The 26844-nt window shown below is 68.9% G+C and carries 28 protein-coding genes and 1 tRNA gene; 12 read left to right on the forward strand and 17 right to left on the reverse strand.

The window, feature by feature from the left end; translation table 11 throughout:
• Window positions 1-75: 75 nt before the first annotated feature.
• The 3 genes from E6C70_RS16140 to E6C70_RS16150 form a co-directional block, all read right to left on the reverse strand.
• Entirely contained in the window at window positions 76-1155 is a 1080-nt protein-coding gene (locus E6C70_RS16140) for an ABC transporter substrate-binding protein (RefSeq protein WP_136425529.1), read from the reverse strand.
• Window positions 1156-1334: 179 nt separating this feature from the next.
• Window positions 1335-2096 carry a DeoR/GlpR family DNA-binding transcription regulator gene (locus E6C70_RS16145; RefSeq protein ID WP_136425530.1) on the reverse strand — a complete coding sequence of 254 codons (762 nt, stop codon included), beginning with the start codon at window positions 2094-2096 and terminating at the stop codon, window positions 1335-1337.
• Between the two features lie 49 nt (window positions 2097-2145).
• Complete coding sequence (locus E6C70_RS16150; protein ID WP_136425531.1) at window positions 2146-2808, reverse strand: recombinase family protein; 663 nt, start codon at window positions 2806-2808, stop codon at window positions 2146-2148.
• Between the two features lie 191 nt (window positions 2809-2999).
• Here E6C70_RS16150 and E6C70_RS16155 point away from each other — a divergent pair, with 191 nt between their 5' ends.
• On the forward strand, window positions 3000-3593 hold the full coding sequence (locus tag E6C70_RS16155; RefSeq protein WP_136425572.1) for a DJ-1/PfpI family protein: 594 nt from the start codon (window positions 3000-3002) through the stop codon (window positions 3591-3593).
• 25 nt (window positions 3594-3618) lie between these two features.
• Here the strand turns inward: E6C70_RS16155 and E6C70_RS16160 are convergent.
• Together E6C70_RS16160 and E6C70_RS16165 are read right to left on the reverse strand one after the other, a co-directional pair.
• Window positions 3619-3703: transfer RNA gene (locus E6C70_RS16160), tRNA-Tyr, on the reverse strand.
• A gap of 85 nt (window positions 3704-3788) precedes the next feature.
• Complete coding sequence (locus E6C70_RS16165) at window positions 3789-4808, reverse strand: LacI family DNA-binding transcriptional regulator (RefSeq protein ID WP_136425532.1); 1020 nt, start codon at window positions 4806-4808, stop codon at window positions 3789-3791.
• Between the two features lie 151 nt (window positions 4809-4959).
• Here E6C70_RS16165 and E6C70_RS16170 point away from each other — a divergent pair, with 151 nt between their 5' ends.
• From E6C70_RS16170 to E6C70_RS16200, 7 genes are all read left to right on the forward strand, one after another.
• On the forward strand, window positions 4960-6573 hold the full coding sequence (locus tag E6C70_RS16170; protein ID WP_136425573.1) for a glycoside hydrolase family 13 protein: 1614 nt from the start codon (window positions 4960-4962) through the stop codon (window positions 6571-6573).
• A 64-nt stretch (window positions 6574-6637) separates the two neighbouring features.
• Window positions 6638-8002 (forward strand): ABC transporter substrate-binding protein, encoded by a 1365-nt coding sequence (locus tag E6C70_RS16175; protein WP_136425533.1) that lies wholly within the window; start codon window positions 6638-6640, stop codon window positions 8000-8002.
• Window positions 8003-8165: 163 nt separating this feature from the next.
• The gene (locus tag E6C70_RS16180; protein ID WP_136425534.1) at window positions 8166-9179 is read left to right on the forward strand and encodes a LacI family DNA-binding transcriptional regulator; all 1014 of its coding nucleotides are present in this window, start codon (window positions 8166-8168) and stop codon (window positions 9177-9179) included.
• Entirely contained in the window at window positions 9176-9670 is a 495-nt protein-coding gene (locus E6C70_RS16185) for a hypothetical protein (RefSeq protein ID WP_136425535.1), read from the forward strand. Before E6C70_RS16180 ends, E6C70_RS16185 begins: the two co-directional genes overlap by 4 nt.
• A gap of 56 nt (window positions 9671-9726) precedes the next feature.
• The gene (locus E6C70_RS16190) at window positions 9727-9933 is read left to right on the forward strand and encodes a hypervirulence associated TUDOR domain-containing protein (RefSeq protein ID WP_136425536.1); all 207 of its coding nucleotides are present in this window, start codon (window positions 9727-9729) and stop codon (window positions 9931-9933) included.
• 26 nt (window positions 9934-9959) lie between these two features.
• The gene (locus E6C70_RS16195; RefSeq protein WP_136425537.1) at window positions 9960-10448 is read left to right on the forward strand and encodes a YajQ family cyclic di-GMP-binding protein; all 489 of its coding nucleotides are present in this window, start codon (window positions 9960-9962) and stop codon (window positions 10446-10448) included.
• A gap of 3 nt (window positions 10449-10451) precedes the next feature.
• Complete coding sequence (locus E6C70_RS16200) at window positions 10452-11108, forward strand: NUDIX domain-containing protein (protein ID WP_136425538.1); 657 nt, start codon at window positions 10452-10454, stop codon at window positions 11106-11108.
• On the opposite strand, the gene E6C70_RS16205 is transcribed toward E6C70_RS16200, so the two are convergent.
• The 5 genes from E6C70_RS16205 to ubiE all read right to left on the reverse strand — a co-directional run bounded on the left by E6C70_RS16205 (window position 11093) and on the right by ubiE (window position 16453).
• Entirely contained in the window at window positions 11093-12094 is a 1002-nt protein-coding gene (locus E6C70_RS16205) for an alpha/beta hydrolase (RefSeq protein ID WP_136425539.1), read from the reverse strand. The genes E6C70_RS16200 and E6C70_RS16205 overlap by 16 nt on opposite strands.
• Window positions 12095-12150: 56 nt before the next feature.
• Complete coding sequence (gene fgd, locus E6C70_RS16210; protein WP_136425540.1) at window positions 12151-13167, reverse strand: glucose-6-phosphate dehydrogenase (coenzyme-F420); 1017 nt, start codon at window positions 13165-13167, stop codon at window positions 12151-12153.
• The gene (locus E6C70_RS16215) at window positions 13164-14543 is read right to left on the reverse strand and encodes an FAD-dependent oxidoreductase (protein WP_136425541.1); all 1380 of its coding nucleotides are present in this window, start codon (window positions 14541-14543) and stop codon (window positions 13164-13166) included. Before E6C70_RS16215 ends, fgd begins: the two co-directional genes overlap by 4 nt.
• 34 nt (window positions 14544-14577) lie before the next feature.
• Window positions 14578-15642 carry a polyprenyl synthetase family protein gene (locus tag E6C70_RS16220; protein WP_136425542.1) on the reverse strand — a complete coding sequence of 355 codons (1065 nt, stop codon included), beginning with the start codon at window positions 15640-15642 and terminating at the stop codon, window positions 14578-14580.
• Between the two features lie 106 nt (window positions 15643-15748).
• Window positions 15749-16453, reverse strand: coding sequence for a bifunctional demethylmenaquinone methyltransferase/2-methoxy-6-polyprenyl-1,4-benzoquinol methylase UbiE (ubiE, locus tag E6C70_RS16225; protein WP_136425543.1), 705 nt, complete (start codon window positions 16451-16453; stop codon window positions 15749-15751).
• Between the two features lie 25 nt (window positions 16454-16478).
• On the opposite strand from ubiE, the gene E6C70_RS16230 reads away from it, so the two are divergent.
• Both E6C70_RS16230 and E6C70_RS16235 read left to right on the forward strand, forming a co-directional pair.
• Window positions 16479-16841 (forward strand): DUF427 domain-containing protein, encoded by a 363-nt coding sequence (locus E6C70_RS16230; RefSeq protein ID WP_491044378.1) that lies wholly within the window; start codon window positions 16479-16481, stop codon window positions 16839-16841.
• A 38-nt stretch (window positions 16842-16879) separates the two neighbouring features.
• Window positions 16880-18100: an isochorismate synthase gene (locus E6C70_RS16235; RefSeq protein WP_235833589.1), complete on the forward strand. Its 1221-nt coding sequence runs from the start codon at window positions 16880-16882 to the stop codon at window positions 18098-18100.
• 2 nt (window positions 18101-18102) lie between these two features.
• Here E6C70_RS16235 and E6C70_RS16240 read toward each other — a convergent pair whose 3' ends face one another.
• From E6C70_RS16240 to E6C70_RS16250, 3 genes are read right to left on the reverse strand one after another with little or no spacing between them, the layout of a single operon-like run.
• A complete protein-coding gene (locus E6C70_RS16240) occupies window positions 18103-18960 on the reverse strand; it encodes a PPK2 family polyphosphate kinase (RefSeq protein ID WP_136425545.1) in 858 nt (285 codons plus the stop codon).
• A 42-nt stretch (window positions 18961-19002) separates the two neighbouring features.
• Window positions 19003-20754, reverse strand: coding sequence for a 2-succinyl-5-enolpyruvyl-6-hydroxy-3-cyclohexene-1-carboxylic-acid synthase (menD, locus tag E6C70_RS16245; protein ID WP_136425546.1), 1752 nt, complete (start codon window positions 20752-20754; stop codon window positions 19003-19005).
• A complete protein-coding gene (locus E6C70_RS16250; RefSeq protein WP_136425547.1) occupies window positions 20747-21118 on the reverse strand; it encodes a PLD nuclease N-terminal domain-containing protein in 372 nt (123 codons plus the stop codon). Before E6C70_RS16250 ends, menD begins: the two co-directional genes overlap by 8 nt.
• Before the next feature lie 89 nt (window positions 21119-21207).
• Here E6C70_RS16250 and E6C70_RS16255 point away from each other — a divergent pair, with 89 nt between their 5' ends.
• Window positions 21208-21582 (forward strand): DUF4229 domain-containing protein, encoded by a 375-nt coding sequence (locus E6C70_RS16255; RefSeq protein WP_168770996.1) that lies wholly within the window; start codon window positions 21208-21210, stop codon window positions 21580-21582.
• Here E6C70_RS16255 and E6C70_RS16260 read toward each other — a convergent pair.
• From E6C70_RS16260 to E6C70_RS16270, 3 genes are all read right to left on the reverse strand, one after another.
• On the reverse strand, window positions 21496-22446 hold the full coding sequence (locus E6C70_RS16260) for a 1,4-dihydroxy-2-naphthoate polyprenyltransferase (RefSeq protein WP_136425549.1): 951 nt from the start codon (window positions 22444-22446) through the stop codon (window positions 21496-21498). The two genes, E6C70_RS16255 and E6C70_RS16260, sit on opposite strands and share 87 nt — an antisense overlap.
• Before the next feature lie 168 nt (window positions 22447-22614).
• The gene (locus E6C70_RS16265) at window positions 22615-23811 is read right to left on the reverse strand and encodes an AMP-binding protein (protein ID WP_136425550.1); all 1197 of its coding nucleotides are present in this window, start codon (window positions 23809-23811) and stop codon (window positions 22615-22617) included.
• 2 nt (window positions 23812-23813) lie between these two features.
• Window positions 23814-24725: a 1,4-dihydroxy-2-naphthoyl-CoA synthase gene (locus tag E6C70_RS16270; RefSeq protein WP_136425551.1), complete on the reverse strand. Its 912-nt coding sequence runs from the start codon at window positions 24723-24725 to the stop codon at window positions 23814-23816.
• Window positions 24726-24885: 160 nt separating this feature from the next.
• On the opposite strand from E6C70_RS16270, the gene E6C70_RS16275 reads away from it, so the two are divergent.
• Entirely contained in the window at window positions 24886-25863 is a 978-nt protein-coding gene (locus E6C70_RS16275; protein ID WP_136425552.1) for an o-succinylbenzoate synthase, read from the forward strand.
• Window positions 25864-25876: 13 nt separating this feature from the next.
• On the opposite strand, the gene ccsB is transcribed toward E6C70_RS16275, so the two are convergent.
• Window positions 25877-26833 (reverse strand): c-type cytochrome biogenesis protein CcsB, encoded by a 957-nt coding sequence (ccsB, locus tag E6C70_RS16280; RefSeq protein ID WP_136425575.1) that lies wholly within the window; start codon window positions 26831-26833, stop codon window positions 25877-25879.
• Window positions 26834-26844 lie beyond the last annotated feature (11 nt).

Consider the following 26844-nt stretch of genomic DNA (forward strand, 5'->3'; position numbering starts at 1 on the left):
GCGGATGCCGCGGCATCCGCTCACAGGAGTCGTGCCGGCGGCGTCCTCCGCCGCCGGCACGATCATCCGTTCGGATCAGAAGGCCGAGTCGACCTTGTCCTTGGCGTTGCTGGGATCGTACTCGCTGTCCTCGATGATGATGTCCTGGCCGACCTTGTCGCCCGACTCGAAGGACTGCAGCGTCTTGAACGCCAGCGGGCCGAAGCGCGGGTTGGACTCGATGACGCCGTTGTAGGCTCCGGCGACGATCTGCTCGACGGCGTTCTTGGTTCCGTCGATCGAGTAGATCTGGATGTCCTTGCCCGGCGTCTTGCCTGCGGCGATGATGGCCGCCTGCGCTCCGAGGCCCATCTCGTCGTTCTCGGCGTAGATCACGCTGATGTCGGGGTTCGACTGCAGCAGCTGCTCCGTGACCGACTGCCCCTTGTCGCGGGCGAAGTCCCCGGTCTGCTGGGCGACGATCTTGAGGTCGGGGCCCTTGGCGGCGATCTCGTCGACGAATCCCTTGGTGCGGTCGGTGGTCACGCCGTTGCCCGACGAGCCGAGCAGGATGGCGATGTTGCCCTTGCCGCTGGTGCCCTTGATGAGCTGGTCGGCCGCGCGCTTGCCCTGCTCGACGAAGTTCGATCCGAGGAAGGACACGTAGGTGTCGCAGGCGCCCGAGCTGAGCTTGCGGTCGATCGTGATGACGGGGATCTTCTTCGCCTTCGCCGCACTCAGGGCCGGCTCGAGCCCGTCGGAGTTCAGCGGCGCGACGATGAGGGCCTGAGCGCCCTGCGAGATCATGTCCTGGATGTCGGAGATCTGCTTCGACAGCGTCGACTGGGCGTTCGTGGTGATGAGCTTCTTGACGCCGATCTTGGCGGCCTCGTCCTTGATCGACTGCGTCTCGGCGATGCGGAAGGGGTTGTCCTCCTTCTCGGACTGCGAGAAGCCGACGACGGCGTTCTTGAGGTCGAGCTTCTCTCCGCCGTAGGTCGCGAGGTCGCAGGTGGGACCACTCGCGGCCTGCGCGGTCTGCGCCGTGTCGGTGGATCCGCCGGTCGATCCCGACCCGCTCGTACCGGTGTTCGTGCAGCCGGTCAACGCAAGGCCGAGAGCCGCGAAGATCGCGACCGCCCCCGTGACGGACTGAACCTTGCGGTTCGTGTTCATTGATTCCAACTTCCTCGTTGTGTGGTGCGTCGCAGGCGTTCCGGCGGGAACCGAAACGATCAGAACGTGGCAGAAGGGAACAAAACCTTCCGCCTCCGAAACAGATTGTTGCTAAAACATGTCCAAATGTCCAGAACCCTGTCCGAAAGTTCTCGAATCGTGTCGTGATTCGTTATGCATCAGCTCGCGATGTGCAGTGACACACCCAGCCTGCCGAGCCCGTCCAGCTCGGTTCCGCGTGCGCCGGCATCCGTGACCAAGTGCGCGATCGCGTCGGCCGGCAGGGTCTGGATGGCGGTGCGTGCGCCGATCTTGGTGTGGTCGGCGAGCACCACGATCTCGCGGCCGGACGCGGCGATCGAACGATCGGTGTCGGCCACGGTCAGGTTGGGGGTCGAGAGTCCGAACTCGGCGTCCAAGCCGTTGCCCGATAGGAAGGCGAGGTCGGCGTGCACGGCGCGGAAAGTGCGCGCGGCGGCCTCGCCGACGAGGGCACGGATGGGGCCGCGCAGCGTCCCGCCGGTCATGATCACCTGATTGTCGCGGGAATCCACGAAGGCCTGCGCTACCGGCAACGAGTTGGTGACGACCGTGAGGTCCGTCCGCAAGCGCAGTTCGAGCGCGAGCGCCTCGGTGGTCGTCCCCGGCCCGATCGCCACGACGTCGCCGTCGTGGACCAAGGTGGCGGCCAGGCGCCCGATGGCCAGCTTCTCGGTGGCGGCCTGCGTCACCTTCTCGGTGTAAGGGGATTCCGGCTGCGGGGTTCCGGCCACCGCCCCGCCATGGGTGCGCGCGATGAGGCCGAGCGAGTCGAGGTGGTCGAGGTCGCGGCGGATCGTCACGGGCGACGTGTCCAGCCGCTTGGCGAGGCTCGCGATCGACGCCGCCCCGTCTGCACGCACGATCTCGACGATGAGGTTGCGTCTCTGGGCGGCGATCACGCACTCATGCTACGCACGCGATGCGAGATTGTGATCTGTTTTGATCGAATCAGTTCTCGGAGGCGGCGATCTGATCGCCGTCGTGGTGGAGCTTCGGCGGGGTGAACGTGACGGTGAGCGCGTGCCGCTCCTCGGCATCCGCTGCCGCGATGGCATCTGTGTTCACGGACTCGAGCGCCCGGTACACCGTCGCGCGCGAGGTTCCGAGCTCCTCGGCGATCTCGCGAACGGATGCGCCCTGCTCGCGCAGCGCGACGACGCGCTCGACGTTGGTTCCGGAGAGCGCTCGTGGGCGACCGGCCACCCGGCCACGGGCCTTCGCCGCGTAGACGCCGACCATCGTGCGCTCGCGGAGCAGGTTGCGCTCAAGCTCGTTGAAGGCGGTAATGATGGTCAGGAGCGAGGCGCCCTCATCCCCCGATGTGTCGAGGTTCTCGGCGATCGCTGCGACGCCGACTCCCCGGTGTCCGAGCAGTTCGAGCAGCGAGAGCACCGAGGGCGAGGTGGTACCGAGCCGGTCGAGGCGCCACACCACGAGGGTGTCGCCCCGACCGATCGCGTCGATGGCGTTGGTCAGCTCAGGACGGCGTGGACTGGTGGTGTTCGGGCTGATGTCCTCGAAGACGCGCGTCACCCCGCGCTTGCGCAGCAGGTCGCGCTGGAACTCGGCATTGTGCTCGAGCGGGCCGACGTAGAGGTACCCCACCTTCATGCCGCGTACCCGCCTCCCGTCGTGACCGGCATCGTATCACCGCGGTATTGCAGGACCATTTCACCCGGCTCGTCATAACCGCTGGGCACTCGTTGTCGTCCCCGGGCGCCGAACGCGACAACTACTGCCCAACGGACGGGCGGGACATGACAACAACTGCCCAACGGATGACGGGGTGGATGATTGGTGCCGTGAGAATAGAGATCGTCGTTTTCGACGGCTTCGATGAGATTGACGCCTTCGGTCCGTTCGAGGTGCTGTCGACAGAAGGGTTCAGCACCTCGCTCGTCGTCATCGGTCCGCCGCGGACGATCATCAGTCAAGGCGGTCTGCAACTGGTGATCGCCGACTCCCTCGGTGACCCGGACGGAGTGGTGGTCCCCGGTGGCGGCTGGCTGAACCGGGCGGTTCGCGGGAGTTGGGCAGAGGTCGAGAAAGGGGATCTCACCGAGGCACTCCGAGGCAAGGCGTCCCAGGTGCAATGGCTCGCCTCGGTATGCACGGGCGCGCTCGTACTGGCCGCAGCCGGCCTGCTGGAAGGGCGTTTCGCGACGACGAATCGCAATGCGTTCGATGAGCTTCGTCCCCATGTTCGCGACGTCCTCTCGGCCAGAGTCGTCGACGAAGGGGACCGCATCACCGCTGCAGGCCTGACGGCCGGCATCGACCTGGGCCTGTGGATCATCGAGCGCACTCTCGGCAGAGAGCGTGCCGACCAACGCGCCGGCGAGATCGAGTACGAGCGGCAGGGTCGCGTTTGGACGAAGCGGAACAGTAACGACTGACTTTCGCTGTTCACGGAGCCCGGAATGGTGGCGAGTGAGGGATTCGAACCCCCGAATGCTGAGCAGTCTGATTTACAGTCAGATCCCTTTGGCCGCTTGGGTAACTCGCCAACGCGCACCCGACCACGTGATCCACATGACCGAAGACGCGTCCTCAGGATACCTGCCGTCGCCGCCCTCGTGAAATCGTGCCGATCACGCCTCTCGCGGACTCCCGACCGACCCCCGTTCGAGCACCCGGACGGGCAGGGTGATGCCGGTTCGAGGAGCGGCCGGGTCGTCGATCGCGTCGAGGAGCATGCGGGCCGCGACGGCCACCTTGTCGCCGATGTCCTGCGCGATCGTGGTCAGCCTCGGGGTGACGTACGCGCCGATGTCGAGGTTGTCGTAGCCCACCACCGACACGTCCCGGGGCACCCGGCCGCCGGCATCCGTGACGCCCTCGATGATGCCGATCGCGAGGATGTCCGCGGTGGCGAACACCGCGGTCACGTCCGGATAGCGCGCCTTCAACTCCCTCCCGAGGTCGACGCCCGAGTCGTGGGTGGTCGTGACGGATGCGACGAGCCCGTCATGCCAGGCGATCCCCGCCTCGACGAAGGCCGCGCGGAAGCCGTCGAAGCGCTGACGCACGACGCCGATGTCGGTGAAGGTCGGGCCCGCGAAGAGGACCTCGCGGTGGCCGCACGCGAGCAGCAACCGCCCGGCCAGCAGACCCCCCTGATAGTCGTCGGTGCGAACCCCCGTCGCCAGCGGATGTGAGGCGTAGCTGTCGAGCGCGAGCAGGGGGACGTCGGCGGGCAGGTCGAGGGCGTCGATCTCCTCGTCGAGGAACCCGAGCAACAGGGCTCCGTCGAGATCCCACGCCTGCACGGCCTCCGATACCTCTCGGGGGTCTGCGATGCCCCGCAGCAGCAGGTGATAGCCGCGCTCGCGCAGGGCGCGCTCCATCCCGCCGATGACGGCGACGTTGTGCGGGCTCATGAGCAGGCTGTCGTCGGCGGCCACCGGCACAAGGACGCCGATGACGTGCGATCGTCGGGCGGCGAGGTTGCGCGCCGAGACGTTGGGCACGTACCCGCGCGCCTCGACGATTCGCTGCACCCGGTCAATGGTGGTCTGCGACACCCGTGACCGATTGCCGTTGATGACGTTGGACACGGTCATCACACTCACGCCGGCCTCGGCGGCGATGTCCCGCAGCGTCACTGCCATCCGGCCTCCCGTCGTCATCCTATGGCGCTTGACACCGAGCTCCCGCCCTGCATATGCTCTGGCCGTTGACCAATTGGTATAACGCTAAACCTCAATCGATGAGGATGCCGTGCACTCCGAGCTCACTGCCGAGCAGTCCGATAAGACCATCATGGTCGCGGGCGACAGGATCGCCCCGCACGAAGCCTGGTGGCGCGACGCGGTGGTCTACGAGATCTACGTGCGCAGCTTCGCGGACGGCGATGGCGACGGGACCGGCGACCTGGCGGGAGTGCGATCTCGGCTCGACCACCTCAGCGACCTGGGAGTGGACGCGCTCTGGTTCACGCCGTGGTACCTCTCCCCCCTCGCCGACGGCGGCTACGACGTGCAGGATTATCGCGCCATCGACCCCGCCTTCGGCGACCTGGTCGAGGCCGAGGTGCTCATCGCCGAAGCGGCGGAGCGCGGCATCCGCACGATCGTCGACATCGTGCCCAATCACGTCTCGAGCGAGCATCCCTGGTTCCGCGCGGCTCTCGCCGACCCGTCGGCTCCGGAGCGAGCCCTGTTCTGGTTCCGTCCGGGTCGAGGCGAGAACGGCGACCTGCCTCCCACCGAGTGGACGTCGAGCTTCGGGGGACCCGCATGGACGCGCACGACGGATCCTGACGGTTCGCCCGGCCAGTGGTACCTCCACCTGTTCGCACCCGAGCAACCCGACTTGGACTGGGGAAATCCGGCGGTCCAGCGCGAGCACGCCGACGTGCTGCGCTTCTGGTTCGATCGGGGAGTCGCCGGCATCCGCATCGACTCCGCCGCGTTCCCCGCCAAGGATCCCGCGCTGCCCGTCACGATCGACGCCGACGCTCACCCGCACCTCGATCGGGACGAGGTGCACGAGATCTACCGGGAGTGGCGGGCGATCGCCGACGAATATTCCCCGCCGCGCATGCTCGTCGGCGAGGTGTGGCTGGCTGACGACGAACGCTTCGTCCGCTACCTGCGCGACGACGAGATGCACGGCGCGTTCAACTTCGAGTTCATGGTGACGCCGTGGGACGCCGCCGCGTTGCGATCCTCCATCCAGCGCACTGTCACCGCCCACGCGAGCATCTCCGCCAGCCCGACGTGGGCCCTCGGCAATCACGACGTGACCCGGGCGGCGACGCGGTACGGGCGCGCTGACAGCTCCTTCTCGTTCGATGCCAAGCGGTTCGGCACCGAGACGGACGCCGCACTCGGCCTCCGTCGAGCGCGCGCGGCCGCGCTCCTCGCTGCCGCCCTGCCGGGGTCGCTCTACATCTACCAGGGCGACGAGCTCGGTCTCCCCGAGGTCGAGGACCTGCCGCTGCACGCCCTGCGCGATCCGATGCACGAGCGATCGGGCGGTGTGGACCCGGGTCGTGACGGATGCCGCATCCCCCTGCCGTGGACGGCGTCCGAGCCGGCCAGCGGCTTCGGAGGCGACCCGTGGCTGCCGCAACCGGACGGGTGGAGCGAGCTCGCCGTCGATCGCCAACTCGCCGACCCGCTCTCGACCCTCGCCCTCTACCGCAGCCTCTTGCGCATCCGCCGGGCCGAGGCGGCCCTGCACGATGCGCCGCTCGAGTGGATGCCCTCCGACGCGCACACCATCGCCTTCCGGCGGGGCGACCTGCTCTGCCTCACGAACTTCGGCTCGGAATCCGTCGCCCTGCCGTTGCACCACCGACTGCTCATCAGCAGTGCTCCCCTCGACGGCGGGCGCCTACCGGGCGATTGTGCAGCGTGGCTGCGCCTATAGTCCTGCTGGCCCCGGCATCACCCCACCCACCCGCACCACCACCTCGATCCAAGGAGACAAGACAATGAAGTCGCTACGAATCGCGGGCGCCGCCGTCGCAACGGCCGCCCTCGTCGGAGGCCTCGCCGGCTGTGCAGCATCGGGCGGTGATTCCGCCGACGGCAAGACCAGCATCACCGTGTCGATGGACGCCGGGCTCGAGAAGCCCGCCAAGCAGGCGTTCGACGATCGCATCGCGCAGTTCGAGAAGAAGTACCCCGACATCACGGTCAAGGCGAAGGAATTCACCTGGGACGGCACCACGTTCGCTGCCGCGCTCGCCGGTGGCACCCTGCCCGACGTGTTCCCGATCCCCTTCACCGACGGCCGCAGCCTCATCGCCAACGGTCAGGTCGCCGACGTCTCGGCCGAGATCGCCAAGCTGCCGTATGCGGACAAGTACAACCCCAAGGTCGCCATCGCCGGCGAGAACACGGATGGCAAGCTATGGGCCGTGCCGATTGCCGCGTACAGCCAAGGCCTGCACTACAACCGCACCCTGTTCACGGAGGCCGGGCTCGACCCCGACAAGCCCCCGACGACGTGGGACGAAGTTCGCAAGGACGCCAAGATCATCGCCGACAAGACGGGCGTGGCGGGCTACGCGACCATGACGCAGTCGAACACCGGCGGATGGATTCTCACCACCCTCGACAACGCCTTCGGTGGCAGCGTCGAGACCGGCGCGGGCAAGACGGTCAAGGCGGCCGTCGACACACCGCAGATGGAGGCCGTGCTCGAGATGCTGAAGACCATGCGGTGGACGGACAACTCGATGGGCGCCAACTTCCTCTACGACTGGAGCGGCATCAACCAGGCGTTCGCATCCGGCCAGCTGGCCATGTACGTGTCCGGAGGCGGCAACTACGGCAACCTCTTCACGCAGAACAAGATGAACCCCGACGACTACGGGCTCAGTGTGATTCCGCTGACCGACTCGAAGAACGCCGGAGTGCTCGGCGGCGGCACGCTCGCCGCGGTGAGTGCGAAGGCCGACAAGGCGCAGCAGGCCGCAGCCGTCAAGTGGATCGACTTCTACTACATGGGAAAGCTGACCGACAAGGACGCCGCGGTGCAGGACGCCAAGGTGAACGCCGCGCAGGCCACCCCGGTCGGCGCTCCCCAGATGCCGATCTTCGACCGGGCCACCTACGAGGAGTCGCAGACGTGGATCAAGGACTACGTCAATGTGCCCCTCGACCAGATGACCAGCTACACCGACAACATCTTCAACCAGCCACTCCTGCCGGAGCCGGGCGTCAAGACGCAGGAGCTCTACGCACTCCTCGACCCGGTGGTGCAGGCCGTGCTGACCGACCAGAACGCCGACATCGACAAGCTGCTGTCGGATGCTCAGAAGCAGGCTGAGACACTCCTGGCTTCGAGCTAGAAAGCTCCCGACTCTGTGGAGGAGTCGGGTGGATGGGGGCGGCCGGGGGCGGCCGCTCGGGGGTCGGAGCTCACGCTCCGGCCCCTTTCCCATGCGCCCGCGCTGCTCATCGGCGCGGCACCCCGCCAGTAGGATTTCCTGCAGACCGCACGGAGGGCAGCTGATGGCCGGCATCGAAGAGGTCGCCCGGTTGGCGGGCGTCTCGACTGCGACGGTCTCGCGCGCACTGAGCGGAAACGTGCACGTCTCCCCCGCCACCCGCTCCAAGGTCGAGGCCGCCGCCCTCGAACTCGACTACGTGGTGTCGTCGAATGCGTCGAGCCTGGCATCCGGTCGCACGCGCAACATCGCGGTGGTGGTGCCGTTCCTGGCCCGCTGGTTCTTCTCCTCCGTGCTCGAAGGAGTGCAGAGCGCTCTCCTCCGCCACGGCTACGACCTCACGCTCTACAACCTCTCCGGAGACGCGGATGAGCGCCACAGCGTCTTCGAGCACTTCCTCCTCCGCCAACGCGTCGACGCGGTGATCGCCATCTCGCTCGAACTCACCGAGGCCGAGGTCAAGCGACTCCACACGCTCGCCAAGCCGCTCGTGGGCATCGGCGGCCCGATCTCCGGTGTGCGCACGCTGTCCATCGACGACACCCTCATCGCCCGCCTTGCCACCGAACACCTCATCTCCCTCGGCCACACCGAGATCGCCCACATCGGCGGGTCGCCCGAGTTCGATCTCGACTTCCACATGTCGACGAACCGGCGGCTGGGCTACGAGAGCGCGCTGGAGGCGGCCGGCCTGGCCGCGGACCCCGCATCCTTCGCCCCTGCCGACTTCACCATCCACGGCGGCTACCACGCGGCGAAGCAACTGCTCGGCGCACCGCAGGGGCGCCCGACCGCCGTGTTCGCCTCATCGGACGAGATGGCGATCGGCGCCATCCTCGCCGCCCGCGACCTCGGGCTGGTGGTGCCGCGCGACGTGTCGATCGTCGGCGTCGACGACCACGACCTCTCCGACTTCTTCGGTCTCACCACCGTCGCCCAGTTCCCGCGCGGGCAGGGCGAGATGGCGGTGGAGATCCTCATGGAGGAGCTGAAGCCGACGACGGAGGCCGCGCCCGCGGCGCCCGCCCTGCCCTACGAGCTGATCGTGCGCTCCTCGACGGCCGTGCCGCCCGCGTGAGTGCGGATCATCAGACCGCTCCGGCGCCGGCGTCCTTCGGCGCGACGGTGTTGTCAAAAGGCTGGGTTCGCGCGCTCGCTCGCCGCGCGGGAGTGCTCGGAATGCTCGGCATCGCGGTCATGTTCGAGGCTCGATCCTCTTTTCCGCGCATCGGGTGGATGCCGTACGGCGACGGCGGATACCACTCCGCAGAGATGAACGGCTATGCGGCACTCGTCGCTCTGGTCGCTGCGATCGCGGGGCGCGTCGTGCTGGGGCGAACCGCTCCGCTCCGGGGACTCGTGTTCGCGATATGGGCGCTGCTGACAGCGTGGCTGTCGGCATCCGCCGCCGTCGCCGACCTCTGGTGGACGAGCACCTCGACCGTCCTGATCTGGTGGAATGAGTACCTCGGCACGTCGATGATCGGCGCCGCTCTCTTCTTCGCCGCCGTCGGCACGTTCGGGTTGATGCTCGTCCTGGGCCCACGGCTGCTCGACCCGCAGCGCTGACGACGCGATCCGTCAACCCCCGGGCGAGGATGACGCCACCGGATTACCGTCGCTTCATGGTTGACCTATCCAAGGGCGACTCCGTGAGCTGGTCGACGTCGCAGGGCACGACCCACGGACACGTCGTCGGCAAGCGAGTCAAGGACTTCACGTTCGACGATCAGCAGTTCCGGGCGAGTTCCGATGAGCCGATGTACATCGTCGAGAGCGAGAAGACAGGAGCCCAAGCGGCGCACAAGGCATCCGCTCTCCACAAGCGGTGATGGGCTTGCGTCGCTAGGCTCTCACCATGGCTGATTCCACGTTTGACATCGTCTCCAAGGTCGACAAGATGGAGGCCGAGAATGCCGTCAATCAGGCGCGCAAGGAGGTCGAGCAGCGCTACGACTTCAAGAACGTCGGCGCATCCGTCGAGTGGAGTGGCGAGAAGATCCTCCTGAAGGCCGCGACCGACGAACGCGTCAAGGCGGTACTCGAGGTCGTCGAGTCGAAGTTCATCAAGCGCGGCATCACCCTGCGCTCACTGGACACCGGAGAGCCCTACCCGTCGGGCAAGGAGTTCCGCGTCGAGATCGCGCTCAAGAACGGCATCGACAGCGACAACGCCAAGAAGGTCTCGAAGATCATCCGCGACGAGGCGCCGAAGAGCGTCAAGAGCCAGATCCAGGGCGACGAGCTGCGGGTCTCCTCCAAGAGCCGCGACGACCTGCAGGCGACCATGGCGCTGCTCAAGGGCAAGGACCTCGACGTCGCCCTGCAGTTCGTCAACTTCCGCTGACGGATGGCGGAGGGCGTCGACACTCCCGACCGTCGCGGGCGCACCGGCCTGGATCGCGCGGGGCGTGACCTCACCGGCAATCCACGCGTGCGCGTGCGCGACGTCGAGGTGGTCTCGTCGAACTGGTACGTGACGCGTCGGACGACGTTCGACTTCCAGCACTCCGACGGCACCTGGTCGGTGCAGGAGCGCGAGACCTACGACCGCGGCAACGGCGCGTGCATCCTGCTCTACAACCGCTCTGCCCGTACCGTGCTGCTCACGCGCCAGTTCCGGTTCCCGGCGTACGTGAACGGGCATCCCGACGGCGAGCTCATCGAGGTGGCGGCTGGCCTGCTCGATGAGGACGACGCGGAGACCGCCATCCGTCGCGAGGCCCAGGAGGAGACCGGGCTCGAGGTCGGTGACGTCGAGCGCGTCTTCGATGCCTTCATGAGTCCGGGCTCGGTGACCGAGGTGCTGCATTTCTTCGCGGCTCCCTATGAGCGCTCCATCGGCGAGCGCGCCGGTCTCGTCGACGAGGGCGAGGACATCGAGATCCTCGAGCTGGCCTTCGATGACGCCCTGACTCGAATCGGCGGCGACATCATCGACGCGAAGACCATCATGCTGCTGCAGTGGGCTGCCCTGCGGGGGCCGTTCTCTCAACGGGGGGCGTAGCCGGCCATCCAGCGGGTGATCGCGGCGAACGCCTCCTGCCGCGGGCGCGGCGCCGAGAGCACGACGTCGTGCAGCGCGCCGTCGATCCGCGCGACGGTCACGGTGCTGCCGAGGTGCAGGGCCGCCCGAGCGGTGTCCTCGACGTCGAGGACGATGTCGCTCCGGGTCATGGCGGGCGACCACGTGGCGGACATGGTCGACCGGGCCGACAGCAGGGTGAGCGCCGGCGTCGGCATCGCGAGCCCCGCGGCCACACGTGCCTGACCGGCGAAGATGGCCGCCATCCATCCCGGATGCGTGTCGAAACCCCGCGCCGGCCGCCAGGTGGTGTCGTACTCCCACTCCCCTCCGAGCGCGGCCGAGACAGAGCGGGTGTAGTAGCCGAGGTCGACCTTGGGCTGCACCCCGAGCGGATCGAGGCTCGCGCGCGCCCGCTCGATGGGCGTGATCACCGTCCGCGCGAGGGCGCGCGCCTGGAACTCGAGCCACGGGCTGTTGAGCACGAGGGCGGCGACGCGCTCCGGATGGCGGGCCGTCCAGAGGCTGAGGGTGAGGCCGCCGGTCGAGTGCCCCATCAGGATGAGGGATCGCTCGCCGAGCGGATCCGCGAGTCCGTGCCCCATCACGTCGAGGGCGGCCTCGATGTCGTCGTCGTAGGTGCCGAGATCGGTGACGTAACCCGGGGTCTGTCCCGGGCGAAGGCTCCTCCCGTACTTGCGCAGGTCGAGCGCGAAGAACCGGGCTCCCTGCTCGCGCCAATACGCGGCGAGTGGCTTCTGGAAGAAGTAGTCCGACCAGCCATGGACGTAGAGCACGTCCGTCCCGCGCAGTGGACCCCGATGCAGGTCGGCCAGCGCGCCCACCTGATCCGCGCGTCGCACGAGCGTCGCCACGACATCGCCCTCATCGTCGGCCGCGAGCGGCAACGTCAGCTGTTGGTACGGCGCCCCCAGAACGTCGGGCTGCCAGTCGTGATGCTTGGCCACGGTGCCAGCCTATGGTCCGCCCTCACGCCCCCGAAAGCACCAGGCTTTCCGAAGGACTAGAGCGAGCGCAGCCGCGGCGCGAGGTCGCGCTCGAACAGGGTGAGGAACCGCCGCTGGTCCTCGCCCGGAGCGTGGAAGACGAGATGGGTGAAGCCGGCGTCGACGTACTTCGCGATCTCGGAGGTCACCGCATCCGGGTCGCTGCCGACGATCCAGCGCGAGGCGATCTTCTCGATGGGCAGCGCGTCGGCCGCCTTCTCCATCTCGATCGGGTCGTGGATGCTCGACTTCTGTTCGGCCGAGAGCGCGAGCGGGGCCCAGAACCGGGTGTTCTCGAGCGCGGCGTCCTCGGTCTCCTCGTACGACAGCTTGATCTCGATCATGCGATCGATGTCGTCGTAGGAACGGTCGGCAGCCGCAGCGCCCTCCTTCACGGCCGGCACGAGCTGCTCGGTGTAGAGGTCCCACCCTTTGCCCGACGTGCAGATGAAACCGTCCCCGGCACGGCCGGCGTACTTGGCGACCGTGGGACCACCCGCGGCGATGTAGATGGGGATGCCGCCCTCGGGGCGGTCGTAGATCGATGCGCCGTGGGTCGAGTAGTACTCGCCCTCGAAGTCGACGCGATCCTCACTCCACAGCGCGCGCATGAGCCGAACGCTCTCGCGGAGGCGGCCGAAGCGCTCCTTGAACTCCGGCCAGTCCTGCTCGCCAGTACCCCGGAAGCCGGTCGCGATCTCGTTGAGCGCCTCACCGGTGCCGAAACCGGCGATGATGCGGCCGGGGTAGAGGCAGCCGAGAGTCGCGAAGGCTTGGGCCAGCACGGCCGGGTTGTAGCGGAAGGTCGGCGTCATGACGCTCGTGCCGATGCGGATCGTGGAGGTGCGCTCGCCCACCGCCGCCATCCACGCCAGCGAGAACGGCGCGTGCCCGCCCTCGTGGCGCCAGGGCTGGAAGTGGTCGCTCGCGAACGCCGATTCGAACCCGTGCTCCTCGGCCGCGACGGCGAGCTCGACCAGCTCGCGGGGCGCGAACTGCTCGGCGGATGCCTTGTATCCCAGCGTCAGTGTCATGCGCTCAGCTCCGCTCGTGAAATGTCGACCATCTCGTCGCGGGGAACGACCTTGATGCGCGTGCGTTGCGCATCCGTTCCCAGCGCGAGCTCGTGCTCGTCGAGCCGGTGCCAGCCGTCGAGGTCGGTGTAGCGGATGCCACGGGACTCCAGCAGCTCGACGACGCTCTCCTCCGACGGCGACTCGGGACGCCACCAGTTGCCGAGGTCGTTGATGAGGTGGCGGACGGTCTCCATCGCGTCGCTCTTGGTGTGCCCGATGAGGCCGACCGGGCCGCGCTTGATCCAGCCGGTGGCGTACACGCCGTAGAGCTGGCGCGACTCCCCGGTCTCCTTGTCGCGGACGAGCACCTGGCCCTCGTGGTTCGGGATGACGCCGAAACGCTTGTCGAACGGGATTCCCGGCAGCGAGGAGCCGAAGTAGCCCACGGCACGGTAGAGCGCCTCGATGGGTATCTCGCGGATCTCGCCGGTTCCGACCACTCCGCCCTCTCCATCCGGAGCGGTCCGCTCGTAACGGATCGCTCCGACGCGCCCGTTGCCGTCGTCGAGGACCTCGAGCGGCTTGGCGAAGAAGTGCAGGTGGAGTCGGCGGGATGCCTGGCCCACCTCGCGCTGGCGCCACTGCTGCAGCACCTTGTCGATCACGAAGACCTGCTTGTTGCCGGCCACGGCCGCCCGGGCGGCGTCGTCGTAGTCGAAGTCCTCGTCGTGCACGATCATGTCCACGTCGCGCAGCTCCCCGAGCTCTCGCAGTTCGAGCGGCGTGAACTTGACCGACGTCGGTCCGCGGCGACCGAACACGTGCACGTCGGTGACGGGAGAGTCCGCGAGGCCGTCGTAGACGTTGGCGGGTATCTCGGTCGGCAGCAGGTCATCGGCGTGCTTGGCCAGCACGCGCGCGACGTCGAGGGCGACGTTCCCATTGCCGATGACCGCGACGGATCGGGCCTCGAGCGGCCACTCGCGCGGGTAGTCGGGGTGCCCGTCGTACCAGCTGACGAACTCGGCCGCGCCGTAGGAGCCCTCGAGCTCGATGCCCGGGATCCCCAGGTCCGCATCGCGCACGGCCCCCGTGGCGAAGATGACGGCGTTGTAGTGCTTCTTGAGGTCGTCGAGGGTCAGGTCCTCGCCGAAGCGCACGTTTCCGAAGATGCGGATGTCGCCGCGGTCGAGCACGTCGCGGAGGGCTGTGATGATGCCCTTGATGCGCGGGTGGTCGGGCGCGACGCCGTACCTCACGAGCCCGTACGGTGCCGGCAGGTGGTCGAACAGGTCGATGGACACGTCGAAGTTGCGCTCGGACTTGAGCAGGATGTCGGCGGCGTAGATGCCGGCCGGGCCAGCGCCGACGATGGCCAGACGGAGCTTGGTCATGTAAGCCTTCCGGAGGGGTCGAGGGGTGTCGTTGCTAGTTGCTGCGTTCGACGACGGTGTCGGCGAAGCGGGTGAGCGCCTTGGTGACCTGACCCTGCGGCAGCGGGTCGAGGGACGATACGGCGTCTCGGGCCCAACGGTGCGCCTCAGCGAGGGTGTACTCGGTCGCCGGATGCGCGCGCAGCTCGGCGATGAGCGCGTCGGCGACCGGATCGTCACCCTCGGGCACACCGATGACGTCGCGCTCGAGGCGGTCGAGGAGGTCGGCGGATGCCGCATCCGTCTGGGCGAGTTCGCGAAGTCGCAGCAGCGGGAGGGTGACGACGCCTGCCCGGAGGTCGGTGCCGGGAACCTTGCCCGTGTCGCGTGGTTGCGGCGAGAGGTCGATGACGTCGTCGATGATCTGGAACGCGACGCCCACCCGCTCGCCGTACTCGACGATGGGCTGCTCGAACTCGTCGGGCGCTCCGGAGAAGATCACGCCCGAGCGCGCTGCGGCGGCGATGAGCGAGCCGGTCTTGTCGGCGAGCACCTGCAGGTAGTGCTGCACGGGGTCCTCGCCGTCTGGCGCGCCCACCGTCTCGTGCAACTGGCCGAGCACGAGGCGCTCGAAAGTCGCGGCCTGCAGACGGATGGCCCGCTCCCCGAGTTCGGCCATGAGCTGGCTCGCGCGGGCGAACAGCAGGTCGCCCGCGAGGATGGCGACCGAGTTGCCCCACACCGTCTGCGCCGACGGCACGCCTCGACGCTTGTCGGCGTCGTCCATGACGTCGTCGTGGTAGAGCGAGCCGAGGTGGGTGACCTCGATGGCCGTGGCGGCAGCGATGACCTCGTCGGTGATGCCCCGGCCGAGGTGTGCGGTGAGCAGGGTGAGAACCGGCCGAACGCGTTTGCCGCCCGCTTTGAGGAGGTAGCTCGTGGTGGTGTCGGCGATCTCGTCGGCGAACCGAACCTGTTCGGCCAGGTCGGCCTCGACCCGGTCGAGACCCGCGTCGATGTCGCGGGCGAGTTCACGGTCGGCGGGCGTGGATCGAAGTCGGTCCACGAGTCCGAGTTGCGCTGCGAGCGCTGTACTGCGCCGGACGGCCCGAGGATTCACCCGTCCAGCCTACCGGGGCGCGCTGGTACGTTCCGCTCTGGGTCGGATGCCCAGATGGATGCGTTGCCGGATGCTCAGCCGATGCCCGAGGGGGCGCCGCCGGGCCTCAGACCGGCTTCACTCCGCGATGCAGCGCCACGACGCCCGCGGTCAGGTTGCGGTGGGCGACATCCGTGAATCCTGCCTCCCGCAGCCAGGCCGACAGGGCCGCCTGGTCGGGCCACGCGTTGATCGACTCGTTGAGGTACTCGTATGCGGAGTCGTTCGAACTCGACAGCCTCACGAGCGGCGGCATGACGTAGCGCTGGTAGAAGCCGTAGCCGAACCGGACGAGCCCGACGGGAGGCGTCGAGAACTCGCAGATGACGAGCCGGCCGCCCGGCCGCAGCACGCGCAGGAACTCGGCGATCGCCTTCTTCGGCTCGACCACGTTGCGGAGCCCGAACGAGATCGTCACGGCGTCGAACGACCCGTCGTCGAAGGGCAGCGCCGTGGCATCCGCCTCGACGAAGACGATGTTGGGCACCCCGGCCTGGCGCCGCCGACCGACCTCGATCATGCCCGGCGAGAAGTCTGCGGCGGTCACGTAGGCGCCGCTGCGAGCGAGCGATGCGCTGGACGTGCCGGTACCAGCTGCGACGTCGAGCACCGACTCACCGCGCTGCGGGGCGACGGCCCGCGTGGTGGCCGCGCGCCAGAGCGCGGCGTTGCCGACCGAGAGGACGGTGTTGGTGCGGTCGTAGCTGGCGGCGACCTCGTCGAACATCGCCGAGACCTGCTCGGGCTGCTTGTGGAGGTCGGCGCGCATCATGCATCGAGTCTAGGCACGGCGGGGAATGGGATGCCGGGTCGGGCGGTTGCACCCAACGACCAGCGGGCATCCGTCCGCCGCTTGCGAACTTCCGAGGAGAAGAACGATGAAGGCCATCTGGAACGGAACCGTGCTCGCCGAATCCGACGAGACCATCGAGGTCGAGGGCAACGCGTACTTCCCGCCGAGCTCGATCAACCGCGAGTACTTCAGCGACAGCCAGCGCCACACCGTATGTCCGTGGAAGGGCCTTGCGAGCTACTACCACGTGAGCGTGGACGGCAAGGAGAACCCCGACGCCGCGTGGGTCTACCCCGAGCCCAAGGACGCCGCGAAGGAGATCACCGACTACGTGGCCTTCTGGCGCGGCGTCGAGGTCGTCGCCTAGCGCCGATCCCCGGCCTGCCCGCGCGTAGGCTGAGAACCGTGACGGATGCCCAGGCCCTGACGGTGCGCACGCGCCACACGGCCGGGCTCCGATCGCTGGTGTTCCTCGCAGACCCGCGGCATCCGCTGCTGTGGATGCGCGGAGGCGATGGCATCGCCGGCTACGGCGAGGCCCTGAGGCTCGAGTTCTCGGGCCCCGATCGACTGACGGATGCGGCTGCCGCGTGGCGGGACGTGGTCGCGCGGGCGCAGATCGACGACGATGTGCGGCTACCCGGCAGCGGACTCGTCGCGTTCGGCACGTTCGCCTTCGCCGACGAATCGAATGCGACGAGCGTGCTCATCGTGCCCGAGTTGATCGTCGGCCGGCGGGGCAGCAAGGCGTGGGTGACGCGCATCGGCGACGGAGCGGGCATCGACCCCGTGATGCGGGCGTTCGGCGACGACTTCCGGGTCACCCTCCGCGCCGGGCAGACGTCTCCCGCCGACTACGTCGACGCCGTATCGACCGCGGTAGGCCGGATCAACGACGACGAGCTCGGCAAAGTCGTGCTCGCCCGCGACCTGATCGGCCGGCTGCCCGCCGGATCCGACGTTCGCCGGATCGCCGCGGAGCTCGCCATCGGCTACCCGGACTGCTGGACCTTCTGCGTCGACGGCATGGTCGGCGCGAGCCCTGAGACCCTCGTGCGCAGCGAGAAGGGCACGGTGTCTGCGCGCGTGCTAGCCGGAACGCTGCCTCGTGGGCGCGACGACCGCGCGGACGCGGAGGCGGCGGACTCCCTCGCCCGGTCGCCCAAGAACACGGCTGAGCACGCCTTCGCGGTGCGGAGCGTTCTCGACACCCTGGGTCGCCACACGATCCGGCTGCAGAAGTCGCAGCCGTTCACCCTGCGGCTGCCGAACCTGTGGCACCTCGCCACCGACGTCGAGGGGGTGCTGCACGACGGATCGACCTCACTCGACCTGGTCGCCGACATGCATCCGACCGCCGCGGTGGCGGGAACACCGACGGATGCCGCGCTCGCCGTCATCCGCTCGCTCGAGAAGTTCGACCGCGGTCGCTATGCGGGACCTGTCGGATGGATCGACGCCCACGGGGACGGGGAATGGGCGATCGCCCTGAGGTGCGCACAGGTGGACGAGGACGACGTGGTGCACGCCTACGCCGGATGCGGCATCGTCGGCGATTCCGACCCCGCGGCCGAGCTCGCCGAGTCGCGCATCAAGTTCCGGCCGATCGTCGAGGCCCTGGCGTAGCGTCAGGTGGCGGCGAGGCGCTTCTTCTCGAGCTCGACGTCGTAGTCGGCGGTCGGATAGGCGGGGTCGATGTCGCGGAGCGCGTCGATGAGCAGGTGCTGCACCGCCAGCCGGGCATACCACTTGTGGTTGCCCGGGACGACGTACCACGGAGCGTTGGCGGTGGAGGTCAGGTCGAACACGCGCTGATACGCCTTCTGGTACTCGGCCCAGCGCATCCGCTCGTCGACATCGGTCGGGTTGTACTTCCAGTGCTTGTCTGGCCGATCCAGCCGAGCGGACAATCGCTCCTTCTGCTCGTCGCTCGAGATGTGCAGCATCACCTTGATGACCGTCGTGCCCGTCTCGGTCAGCCGACGCTCGAAGTTGTTGATGGCGACGAAGCGTTCGTCGATCTCGGCGGGCGGTGCCAGCTGGCGGACGCTCCCGATGAGCACGTCCTCGTAGTGCGATCGGTCGAACACGCCGATCTGGCCGGCGGGCGGCAGCTCTCGGTTGATGCGCCAGAGGAAGTCGTGCGCGCGCTCCTCGGCCGTCGGCGCCTTGAACGCGTGGTAGGCGATGCCTCCGGGGGCGACCGCACCCATCACGTGCTTGGTGATGCCGCCCTTGCCCGCGGTGTCCATCGCCTGCAACACGAGGAGGATCGAGCCGCGTGCCCCGAGAGTGCTCGCGGCGAAGAACATGTCCTGCAGGTCGGAGAGCACGTCCGCGCCCTCGGCGAGTGCCTTCTCGGCGTCCTTCTTCTTGCCCGAGAACCCGGGCGTATCGGCCGCCCGAGCCTCGTCGAGCACGAATCCGTCATGCACGCGCAGCAGCGACGTCGGGTCGTCGTCCCAGAACTTCTCGATACCGGCCATCGACTGCCTCCTCGCACACGCGTGTGAGGCCATCCTGCCGCATCACCGCTGCAGCGGCACCTCGAGAATCGTGGGGGCGGTGACGGATGCGGTCAGCGCGTCGATGAGTCGAGCCTGCGTCTCGGCGCGGCGGTACTCCCAGCCGTACGCTGCGGCGAGCGCTGCGACGTCGACGGACTGCGGCGTGAACATCACCCGATCGAAGGCATCGCGGGGAGCGGATGCGGCCACTTCGAGTGTGTCGAAGATGGTTCCGCCGCCGTCGTTCCCGACGATGAGCAGCACCCGCGGGCGGATCTCCCCGTCGCCGATCAGCAGCGACCCCGCGTCGTGCAGGAGGGTGAGGTCGCCGATGAGGGCACGCGTGACGCCGGGCGACCCGTCGGCCTGGCTGGCGAGCGCGACCCCGAGCGTGGTGGCGACCGTCCCGTCGATGCCCGCGAGGCCGCGATTGGCGTGCACGGTGATGCGCTTGCCCGGCGCCGACCGGTCCACATCGCGCACCAGGCGACTGGCTCCGAGCACGAGTCGGTCGTGCGGCCACGTCGCGTTCCACACCGCCTCAGCGAGCATGCGGCGATCGATCGCCCGCTTCGCGACGGCCAGCTCGGTGGCGAGGAACTCGCGGCGCGCGTCGACCCCACTGCCGAGGGGGACGAGCGGATCGGTGGTCCGGCTCTCGTCGAGCAGGCGTCGGCTGGCCGACACCCATCGCCCCGTCCATCGCCGCTCATCGGGCGTCTGCTCGTGGTCGGCCACCCGGGCGGACGACACGAAACGATCGACGGCGTGCCCGGGGTCGTAGCGGTCGGCGCCCGCAGAGTGGACGACGACCGTCTCGACATCGCCCCGACGCACGAGAGCGGGAACCTGCCGGCTGAGCGAGGGGGTACCGAAGACGATGGCGCGCTCCACGGCACCACCGAACTCGGCGTCATCCAGAAGCTCGCGATAGGCCACGACCAGGTTCGGTCCGAAGTGCGCTCCGCTGACGACCTCCGCCAGCAGCGGCCAGCCGCCCGCACGGGCGAGCGCCTCCGCCTCCTCCCCTGCCCCACTGCCGGCGACCACCACGGTGCGCGGGCCGTGCTCGAGCACGACGGGCTCGCCGATGTCGCGCCCAGGCGAGGAACGGATGGCGGACACGTCGACGGCGTCATCCTCGGAGGCCACCGCAGCAGTCACCTCGACGGCGAGAGGCGCCGCCAGCGCGGTCGGCCGAGTCGCGGCGGCGGAGAGCGGTTCGCGGTACTGCAGGTTGAGATGCACCGGCCCCGGATCGCGGACATCGGTGGCAACGGCCACCGCATCCAGCGCCAGCCGGCGCACCGCCCCGAGCTCGCCGTCGGCACCCGTCGGAGCCGCCACATCCACCTCGTAGCGGCGGGTGTCGTCGAAGATCCCGGCTTGGCGCGTGGTCTGGTTCGACCGGATGCCCCGCAGCTCTTCGGGCCGATCGGCGGTCAGCGCGATGAAGGGCACGCCCGAATGGGTCGCCTCGAGCATCGCCGGGTGCAGATTGGCGACCGCTGTCCCCGACGTCGTGATGACGGGAGCCGGCACCCCGCTCTCGCGTGCCATGCCGAGCGCGAGGAAGCCCGCCCCGCGTTCATCCAACCGCACGTGCAGCCGCAGGGCTCCGACGCGATCGAGCTCGGCGGCGGCCAGGGCGAGTGCCTGCGAGCGCGAGCCGGGGCACACCACGACGTCTCGGATGCCGGCATCGACGAGGGCCTCGAGCAGCACGAACGCCGCATCCGTCGCCGGGCTCGCCGAGCGACCGGCTTCAGGCATCCGTCCTGCCGGGCTTGTCGCCGTCACGGCGATCGGTGGAATCCGGCTTGTCGTCGTCGAGGTCGGCGAGCTCCTGCTCCAGGCGGCGGATGCGCTCCTCCTGTGCGGCGTCGCGCCCCAGCTGCCCGAGGAATTCGGGGTCGTCGTCTGGGGCCATGCTGCGGGCTCCGCCCGACGAACGCCGGCCGCGTCCGATGATGAACCACAGCACCCCGCCGATGACCGGGAGGAGAAGGATGACGATGATCCAGACGGCCCGAGGCACGCCGCGGATGCGCGTCTTCTCGAAGAGCGCGCAGTCGACGAGCGAGAAGATCGTGAAGACCACGACCGCGACGCCGAGGCCGAACAACAGGCGGACCATGCACGTAAGTCTAGGTCGGAATCCTGCGACATCTCCGGGGAGCGGGCCGTGAGATCCGCTCCCAGTCGGCGAACGTAGAATCGAGGATCGTGAAGGCATCATCCTGGGTAGGGTTCACCGTTCTGCGGTTGTTGGCGTTCTTCGTGCCGCTCGCGGTGCTGCTCATCGCCGGAGTGAACCCGTGGCTCTCCGCCCTGCTCTCGGCCATCATCGGCCTGTGCGTGTCGTACATCTTCCTGCGCCGCCCGCGCGAGAAGGTCTCGACCGCCATCTACGACGCCCGCCACCCCGACAAGCCCGTCGTCCACGTCGACGACGAGAGCGAGGATGCCGCCATCGATCGGGCCCAGGCCGATGCGCGTCAGCGCGCTACGGCGTCAGAACGCGAACGCGGCCCCCAGACCGACGCCGATGATCAGGCCGACGAAGCTCGTGAGCTTCAGCGCAAGGATGAGCTCGGCTGAGGTCTTCGCCGTGCACGTGATGAGCGCGGCGGGAAGAGCGAGCAGCAGCCCGAACAGGGTGAGCCAGCCCAGCGGATACACCAGTGCGATGAGCGCGACGATCACGAACGGCGCCAGCAGGAACACGCAGTAGACGACCTTCGACGCCGTGCGGCCGATGAGCACCGAGAGGGTGCGCTTGCCCGCGAGCCGGTCCTGGTCGCGATCGCGCAGGTTGTTCACCATGAGCACCGCGCAGGCCACGAGGCCGATGGCGACGCCGGCGAGCCAGCTCTCCAGGCTCACGTAGAGCACCTGCACGAAGGTGGTGCCCGCCGTTGCGACGAGGCCGAAGAACACGAACACGGCGAGCTCGCCCAGGCCCGCATAGCCGTAGGGGCGTCGGCCGCCGGTGTAGAACCAGGCGGCGACCAGAGCGACCGCACCGACGGCGAGGAGCCACCACTGCTGGGTCAGCACGACGAGAGCGAGACCGGCGACCGCGGCGATGCCGAAGAACACCAGCGCCACGACCAGCACCCGTTTCGGGCTCACGGCCCCCGACCCCGTGAGGCGTGCCGGGCCGACGCGGTAGGCATCCGTCCCCCGGATGCCATCGGAGTAGTCGTTGGCGTAGTTGACCCCGATCTGCAGGCCGAGCGCGACGACGAGGCACAGCAGCGCGCGCACCCAGTGGAAGACGCCCGGGCCCGCGATCACGATGGCCGCGCCGGTTCCTGCGGCAACGGGTGCGATTGCGAGAGTCAGGGTGCGGATGCGGGCGCCCGCGATCCAACCGGCCGCCCCGGCCGGAACGGCCGCTGCGCGTTCGGCGACGGCCCTCTTGGCCGGGTTGCCGCTGCGGGAGGGGTTGCTGGAGCTCACTCTGGTCGCCTGTCGGGGTTGCGCGGGTCGTGTCTCCGCCGGTCGAGGATGCGCTGGTCGCGATTGCGAGGGTCGAGGTTGTGCCACGAGGAGGATTGTAGAGGGCGCCGGCCGGACGGACGACGGGCGCCGCTATGAGTCGCCTCTGCGTTCATGAAGCGGGCCGATTCATGAGGTCGCACCGCTCCGGACTTCACCAACACTCGAAGCGTCGGCGGGATCCAGCAGAACGGCCACCGCGCGTCGGTCGGGCTTGCCCGTGCTCAGCAGCGGTATACGGTCGACGACCAGGATGCGATCGGGTCGGGCGGCCGGCCCCAGCTCGGCCCCGACACGAGCGCGCACGTCGGCGATCGTCGCTCCCGCCGAGGTCGCGACGACGACGGGCACCTGGCCCCACTGCGCGCTCGACGTCGATATGACGACGGCATCCTGGAGTCCATCGAGGCCACGAACGGCGCGTTCGACCGCGTCGAGCGACACCTTGGTGCCTCCGCTGATGATGACGTTGTCGGCGCGCCCGGTCACCCGCAGCGATCCGTCGCCGCCGAGGCCGCCGAGGTCACCCGTGCGGTACCAGCGCCGGTCGTCGTGCACCGTGAACGCGGATGCGGTGCGTTCGGCATCGTGAAGGTAGCCCTCCGCGAGCACCGATCCGCTGAGCTCGACCGCTCCGCCGACGATCGCGATGCGGGTGTCGCCGATCGGTCGGCCGTCGTACACGCAGCCGCCCGACGTCTCGCTCGATCCGTACGTCCTGGTCACGGCGAGTCCCAGAGCCCGGGCCCGATCGAGCAGGTCGCGCGGCGCGGCCTGGCCGCCGATCAGGATGCGGTCGAACCGCGCCGCCACAGCTCGCACGGCGTCGTCGCGTTCGGACGCGTCGACGATGCGGGCGAGTTGCACGGGGACGAGGGCGGTGTAGCGCCCGACCTCCTGCATCCGCTCGGCGGCGACGGAGAACTCGTGGGCGTCGAAGTGGCCGACGGTCATGGGCACGGGCTCGCTACCCGCGACGATGCTGCGCACGAGCACGTTGACCCCGGCGATGTAGTGCGTGGGCAGCGCCATCAGCCACTGTCCGCTACCGCCGATCGCCGCTGCGGACGCGTCAGCCGACGCCAGCAGTGCGGCGGCCGAGAGTGCCACGCGTTTCGGGCGGCCGCTCGACCCGCTCGTCTCGATCACCAGCGCGACCTCGTCGGCGACCTCCGCAGGCACGGCGATTGCCGCGTCGGCCCCGTCTGCCGCGTCGACCACGTCTGCCGCCGGGAACACCGCCGGCCCACCGTCCAACGCCGAGCGGAGCGCATCCGTCACGGCGCGCGGATCGCCTCCGTCGACGCGCAGGAGCGGGCGCGCCATGCTCAGAACTGCCAGGGGTAGGGCGACCAGTCGGGTTCGCGCTTCTCGAGAAAGGCGTCGCGGCCCTCGACCGCCTCGTCCGTTCCGTAGGCGAGCCGGGTGGCCTCGCCGGCGAACACCTGCTGGCCGACCAGTCCGTCGTCCACCGCGTTGAAGGCGAACTTGAGCATGCGGATGGCGGTGGGCGACTTGGTGAGGATCTCGCGCGCCCACTCGATGGCCGTCGCCTCGAGCTCGGCGTGAGGCACGACGGCGTTCACGGCGCCCATCTCGTAGGCGCGGCGGGCCGAGTACTCCCGGGCGAGGAAGAACACCTCGCGCGCGTTCTTCTGACCGATCTGGCGCGCGAAGTAGGCGCTCCCGTAGCCCGCGTCGAAGGAGCCGACATCGGCATCCGTCTGCTTGAATCGGCCGTGCTCCTCGCTCGCGATGGTGAGGTCGCACACCACGTGCAGGGAGTGTCCACCGCCCGCCGCCCAGCCGGGAACGACGGCGATGACGACCTTGGGCATGAAGCGGATGAGCCGTTGCACCTCGAGGATGTGCAGGCGCCCGGAGCGGGCGGCATCGATGCCCGTCGCGGTCTCGCCATCCGCGTATTTGTAGCCGTCCCGGCCGCGGATGCGCTGGTCGCCGCCCGAGCAGAAGGCCCAGCCGCCATCCTTCGGGCTCGGCCCGTTGCCGGTGAGCAGTACGACGCCGACGCGCGGGTTGCCGCGGGCGTCCTCGAGGGTTGCGTAGAGCTCGTCGACCGTGTGCGGGCGGAAGGCGTTGCGCACCTCCGGTCGATCGAACGCGACGCGGGCGATGCGCCCATCGACCGAGTGGTGGTAGGTGATGTCGGTGAGGGCGCTGAAGCCGTCGACCTCGGTCCATGCGCTCGCGTCGAACAGCTCGGAGACCTCTGCGCTCATGTCACCCAGCCTATTCCGCGTCCACATCGGGCACCGCCCCGTCTCATCCGCTCACGTTCCCTCGAAAACGCAGGACGTGAGCGCCGATGGCTGCGATATGCGTCCATCGCCGCTCTCATCCTGCATTCTGCGATCATCGCGGGGATGACAGACTGGGCGGGTGCCACTGCCGCCGCTCGCCGAACTGCTCGCCACCGCGCGAGTGGTCGCGCTCCCCCTCCGCACCCGCTTCCGCGGCATCGACGTGCGCGAGGCGATGCTGCTGCGCGGACCCGAGGGGTGGACCGAGTTCTCTCCGTTCGCCGAGTACGACGACGTCGAGTCATCCGCGTGGCTGTCGGCGGCGATCGACTTCGGCTGGCGGGCGATGCCGGTGCCGCTGCGTGACCGCATCCCCGTCAACGCGACCGTTCCGGCCGTCGACGCGGATGCCGTGGCGGGCGTCCTGGAGCGCTTCGCCGGGTGCCGCACCGCGAAGGTCAAGGTGGCCGAGTCGGACTGCACCCTCCCCGACGATGTCGCCCGGGTAGCGGCGGCGCGGCGGGTGCTCGGACCGGAGGGCCGCATCCGCGTCGATGCCAACGCCAACTGGAACCTCGACGAGGCCGAGCACGCCATCCACGCCCTCTCCGCCTACGACCTGGAGTACGTGGAACAACCCTGCGCGAGCGTCGACGACCTCGCCGAGCTGCGTCGGCGCACGAAGTACATGGGCATCCCGATCGCGGCGGACGAGAGCGTTCGGCGGGCGGAGGATCCCCTCGCGGTGGCCGAGGCGGGGGCGGCCGACCTGCTGGTGATCAAGGCCCAGCCACTCGGCGGCATCCGGCGCGCGCAGGAGATCATCGGCGCGGCGGGCCTGCCGGTCGTCGTCTCGAGCGCCCTCGACACCAGTGTCGGGCTGGCGATGGGCGCCTACCTCGCCGCGTCGATCTCCGACCTGGAGTACGACTGCGGCCTCGGCACGGCCGAGTTGCTCGCCGCCGACGTCACGCGGGATCCGCTGTCCGTGCGGGACGGCGCGATCGACGTGCGGCGGGTCGACGTCGATGAGGCACTTCTCGATGAGCACGCCGCCTCGCCCGAGCGCACGCAGTGGTGGCTCGCCCGCCTGAAGCGGGTCTACGGCCACCTCTGAGCGGCCGCCGGCATCACAGGCCGGAGTAGGCGTGCAGGCCCTTGAAGAACAGGTTCACGATGGTGAAGTTGAACATCACGGCCGAGAAGCCGATGATGGCGAGCCACGCCGCGCGTGAGCCGCGCCAGCCGCGGGTGGCCCGCGCGTGGATGTACCCGGCGTAGATCACCCAGATGATGAAGGTCCAGACCTCCTTGGTGTCCCACCCCCAGTAGCGCCCCCACGCCTTCTCGGCCCAGATCGCTCCGGCCATGAGCGTGAACGTCCACAGGATGAAGCCGATGATGTTGATGCGATAGGCCAGCGCCTCGAGTCGCTCGGCCGACGGCAGCGTGGCCATCAGGCGCTGCACCGCCGAGGTCGCGCCGGCCGCGATCGACTCGCGCCGCGCCTGCAGCAACTGCGCCACTGACAGGCCGAAGCCGAGGGCGAAGAAGCCCGTGCCGGTCGAGGCGACGAAGACGTGGATGATGAGCCAGATCGACTGCAGCGCCGGTGGCAGCGGCGTGACGGCGACGTAGAAGTTGACGGATGCCAACCCCAGCAGGATGAGCACGAGCCCGGTGATGAACGTGCCGAGGAACCGCAGGTCGATCTTGATGTTGACGATGAGGTACACGGTGACGATGACGAGCGTTCCGGTCATCGCGAACTCGTACATGTTCGCCCACGGCACCCGCCCTGCCGCGACTCCCCGCAGCACGTCGGCCGAGAGGTGCAGCACCCAGGCGATGACCGTGAGCGCGACGCCGATGCGCAACGAGGGCGAGCGTCCATAGCGAGCGGCACCGGCATCCGTCGTGTCGAGGGTTGTCGTGTCGCGCACGAGCGTCGTCGTCACTCCGGCGGCCTGCGCGCCCGCTGCCCGATCAGCTGCGACCGGCGACGCGCTCTCGACCACACCGACCGCGGAGGAGCGGCGGGCCAGGTCGACCGCATAGAAGATGAAGGCGAGCGCGTAGACGGCCATCGCCGAGTAAA

Origin of the sequence: Orlajensenia flava (genome assembly GCF_004801905.1) — a bacterium.
GTDB classification, from domain to species: Bacteria; Actinomycetota; Actinomycetes; order Actinomycetales; family Microbacteriaceae; genus Orlajensenia; species Orlajensenia flava.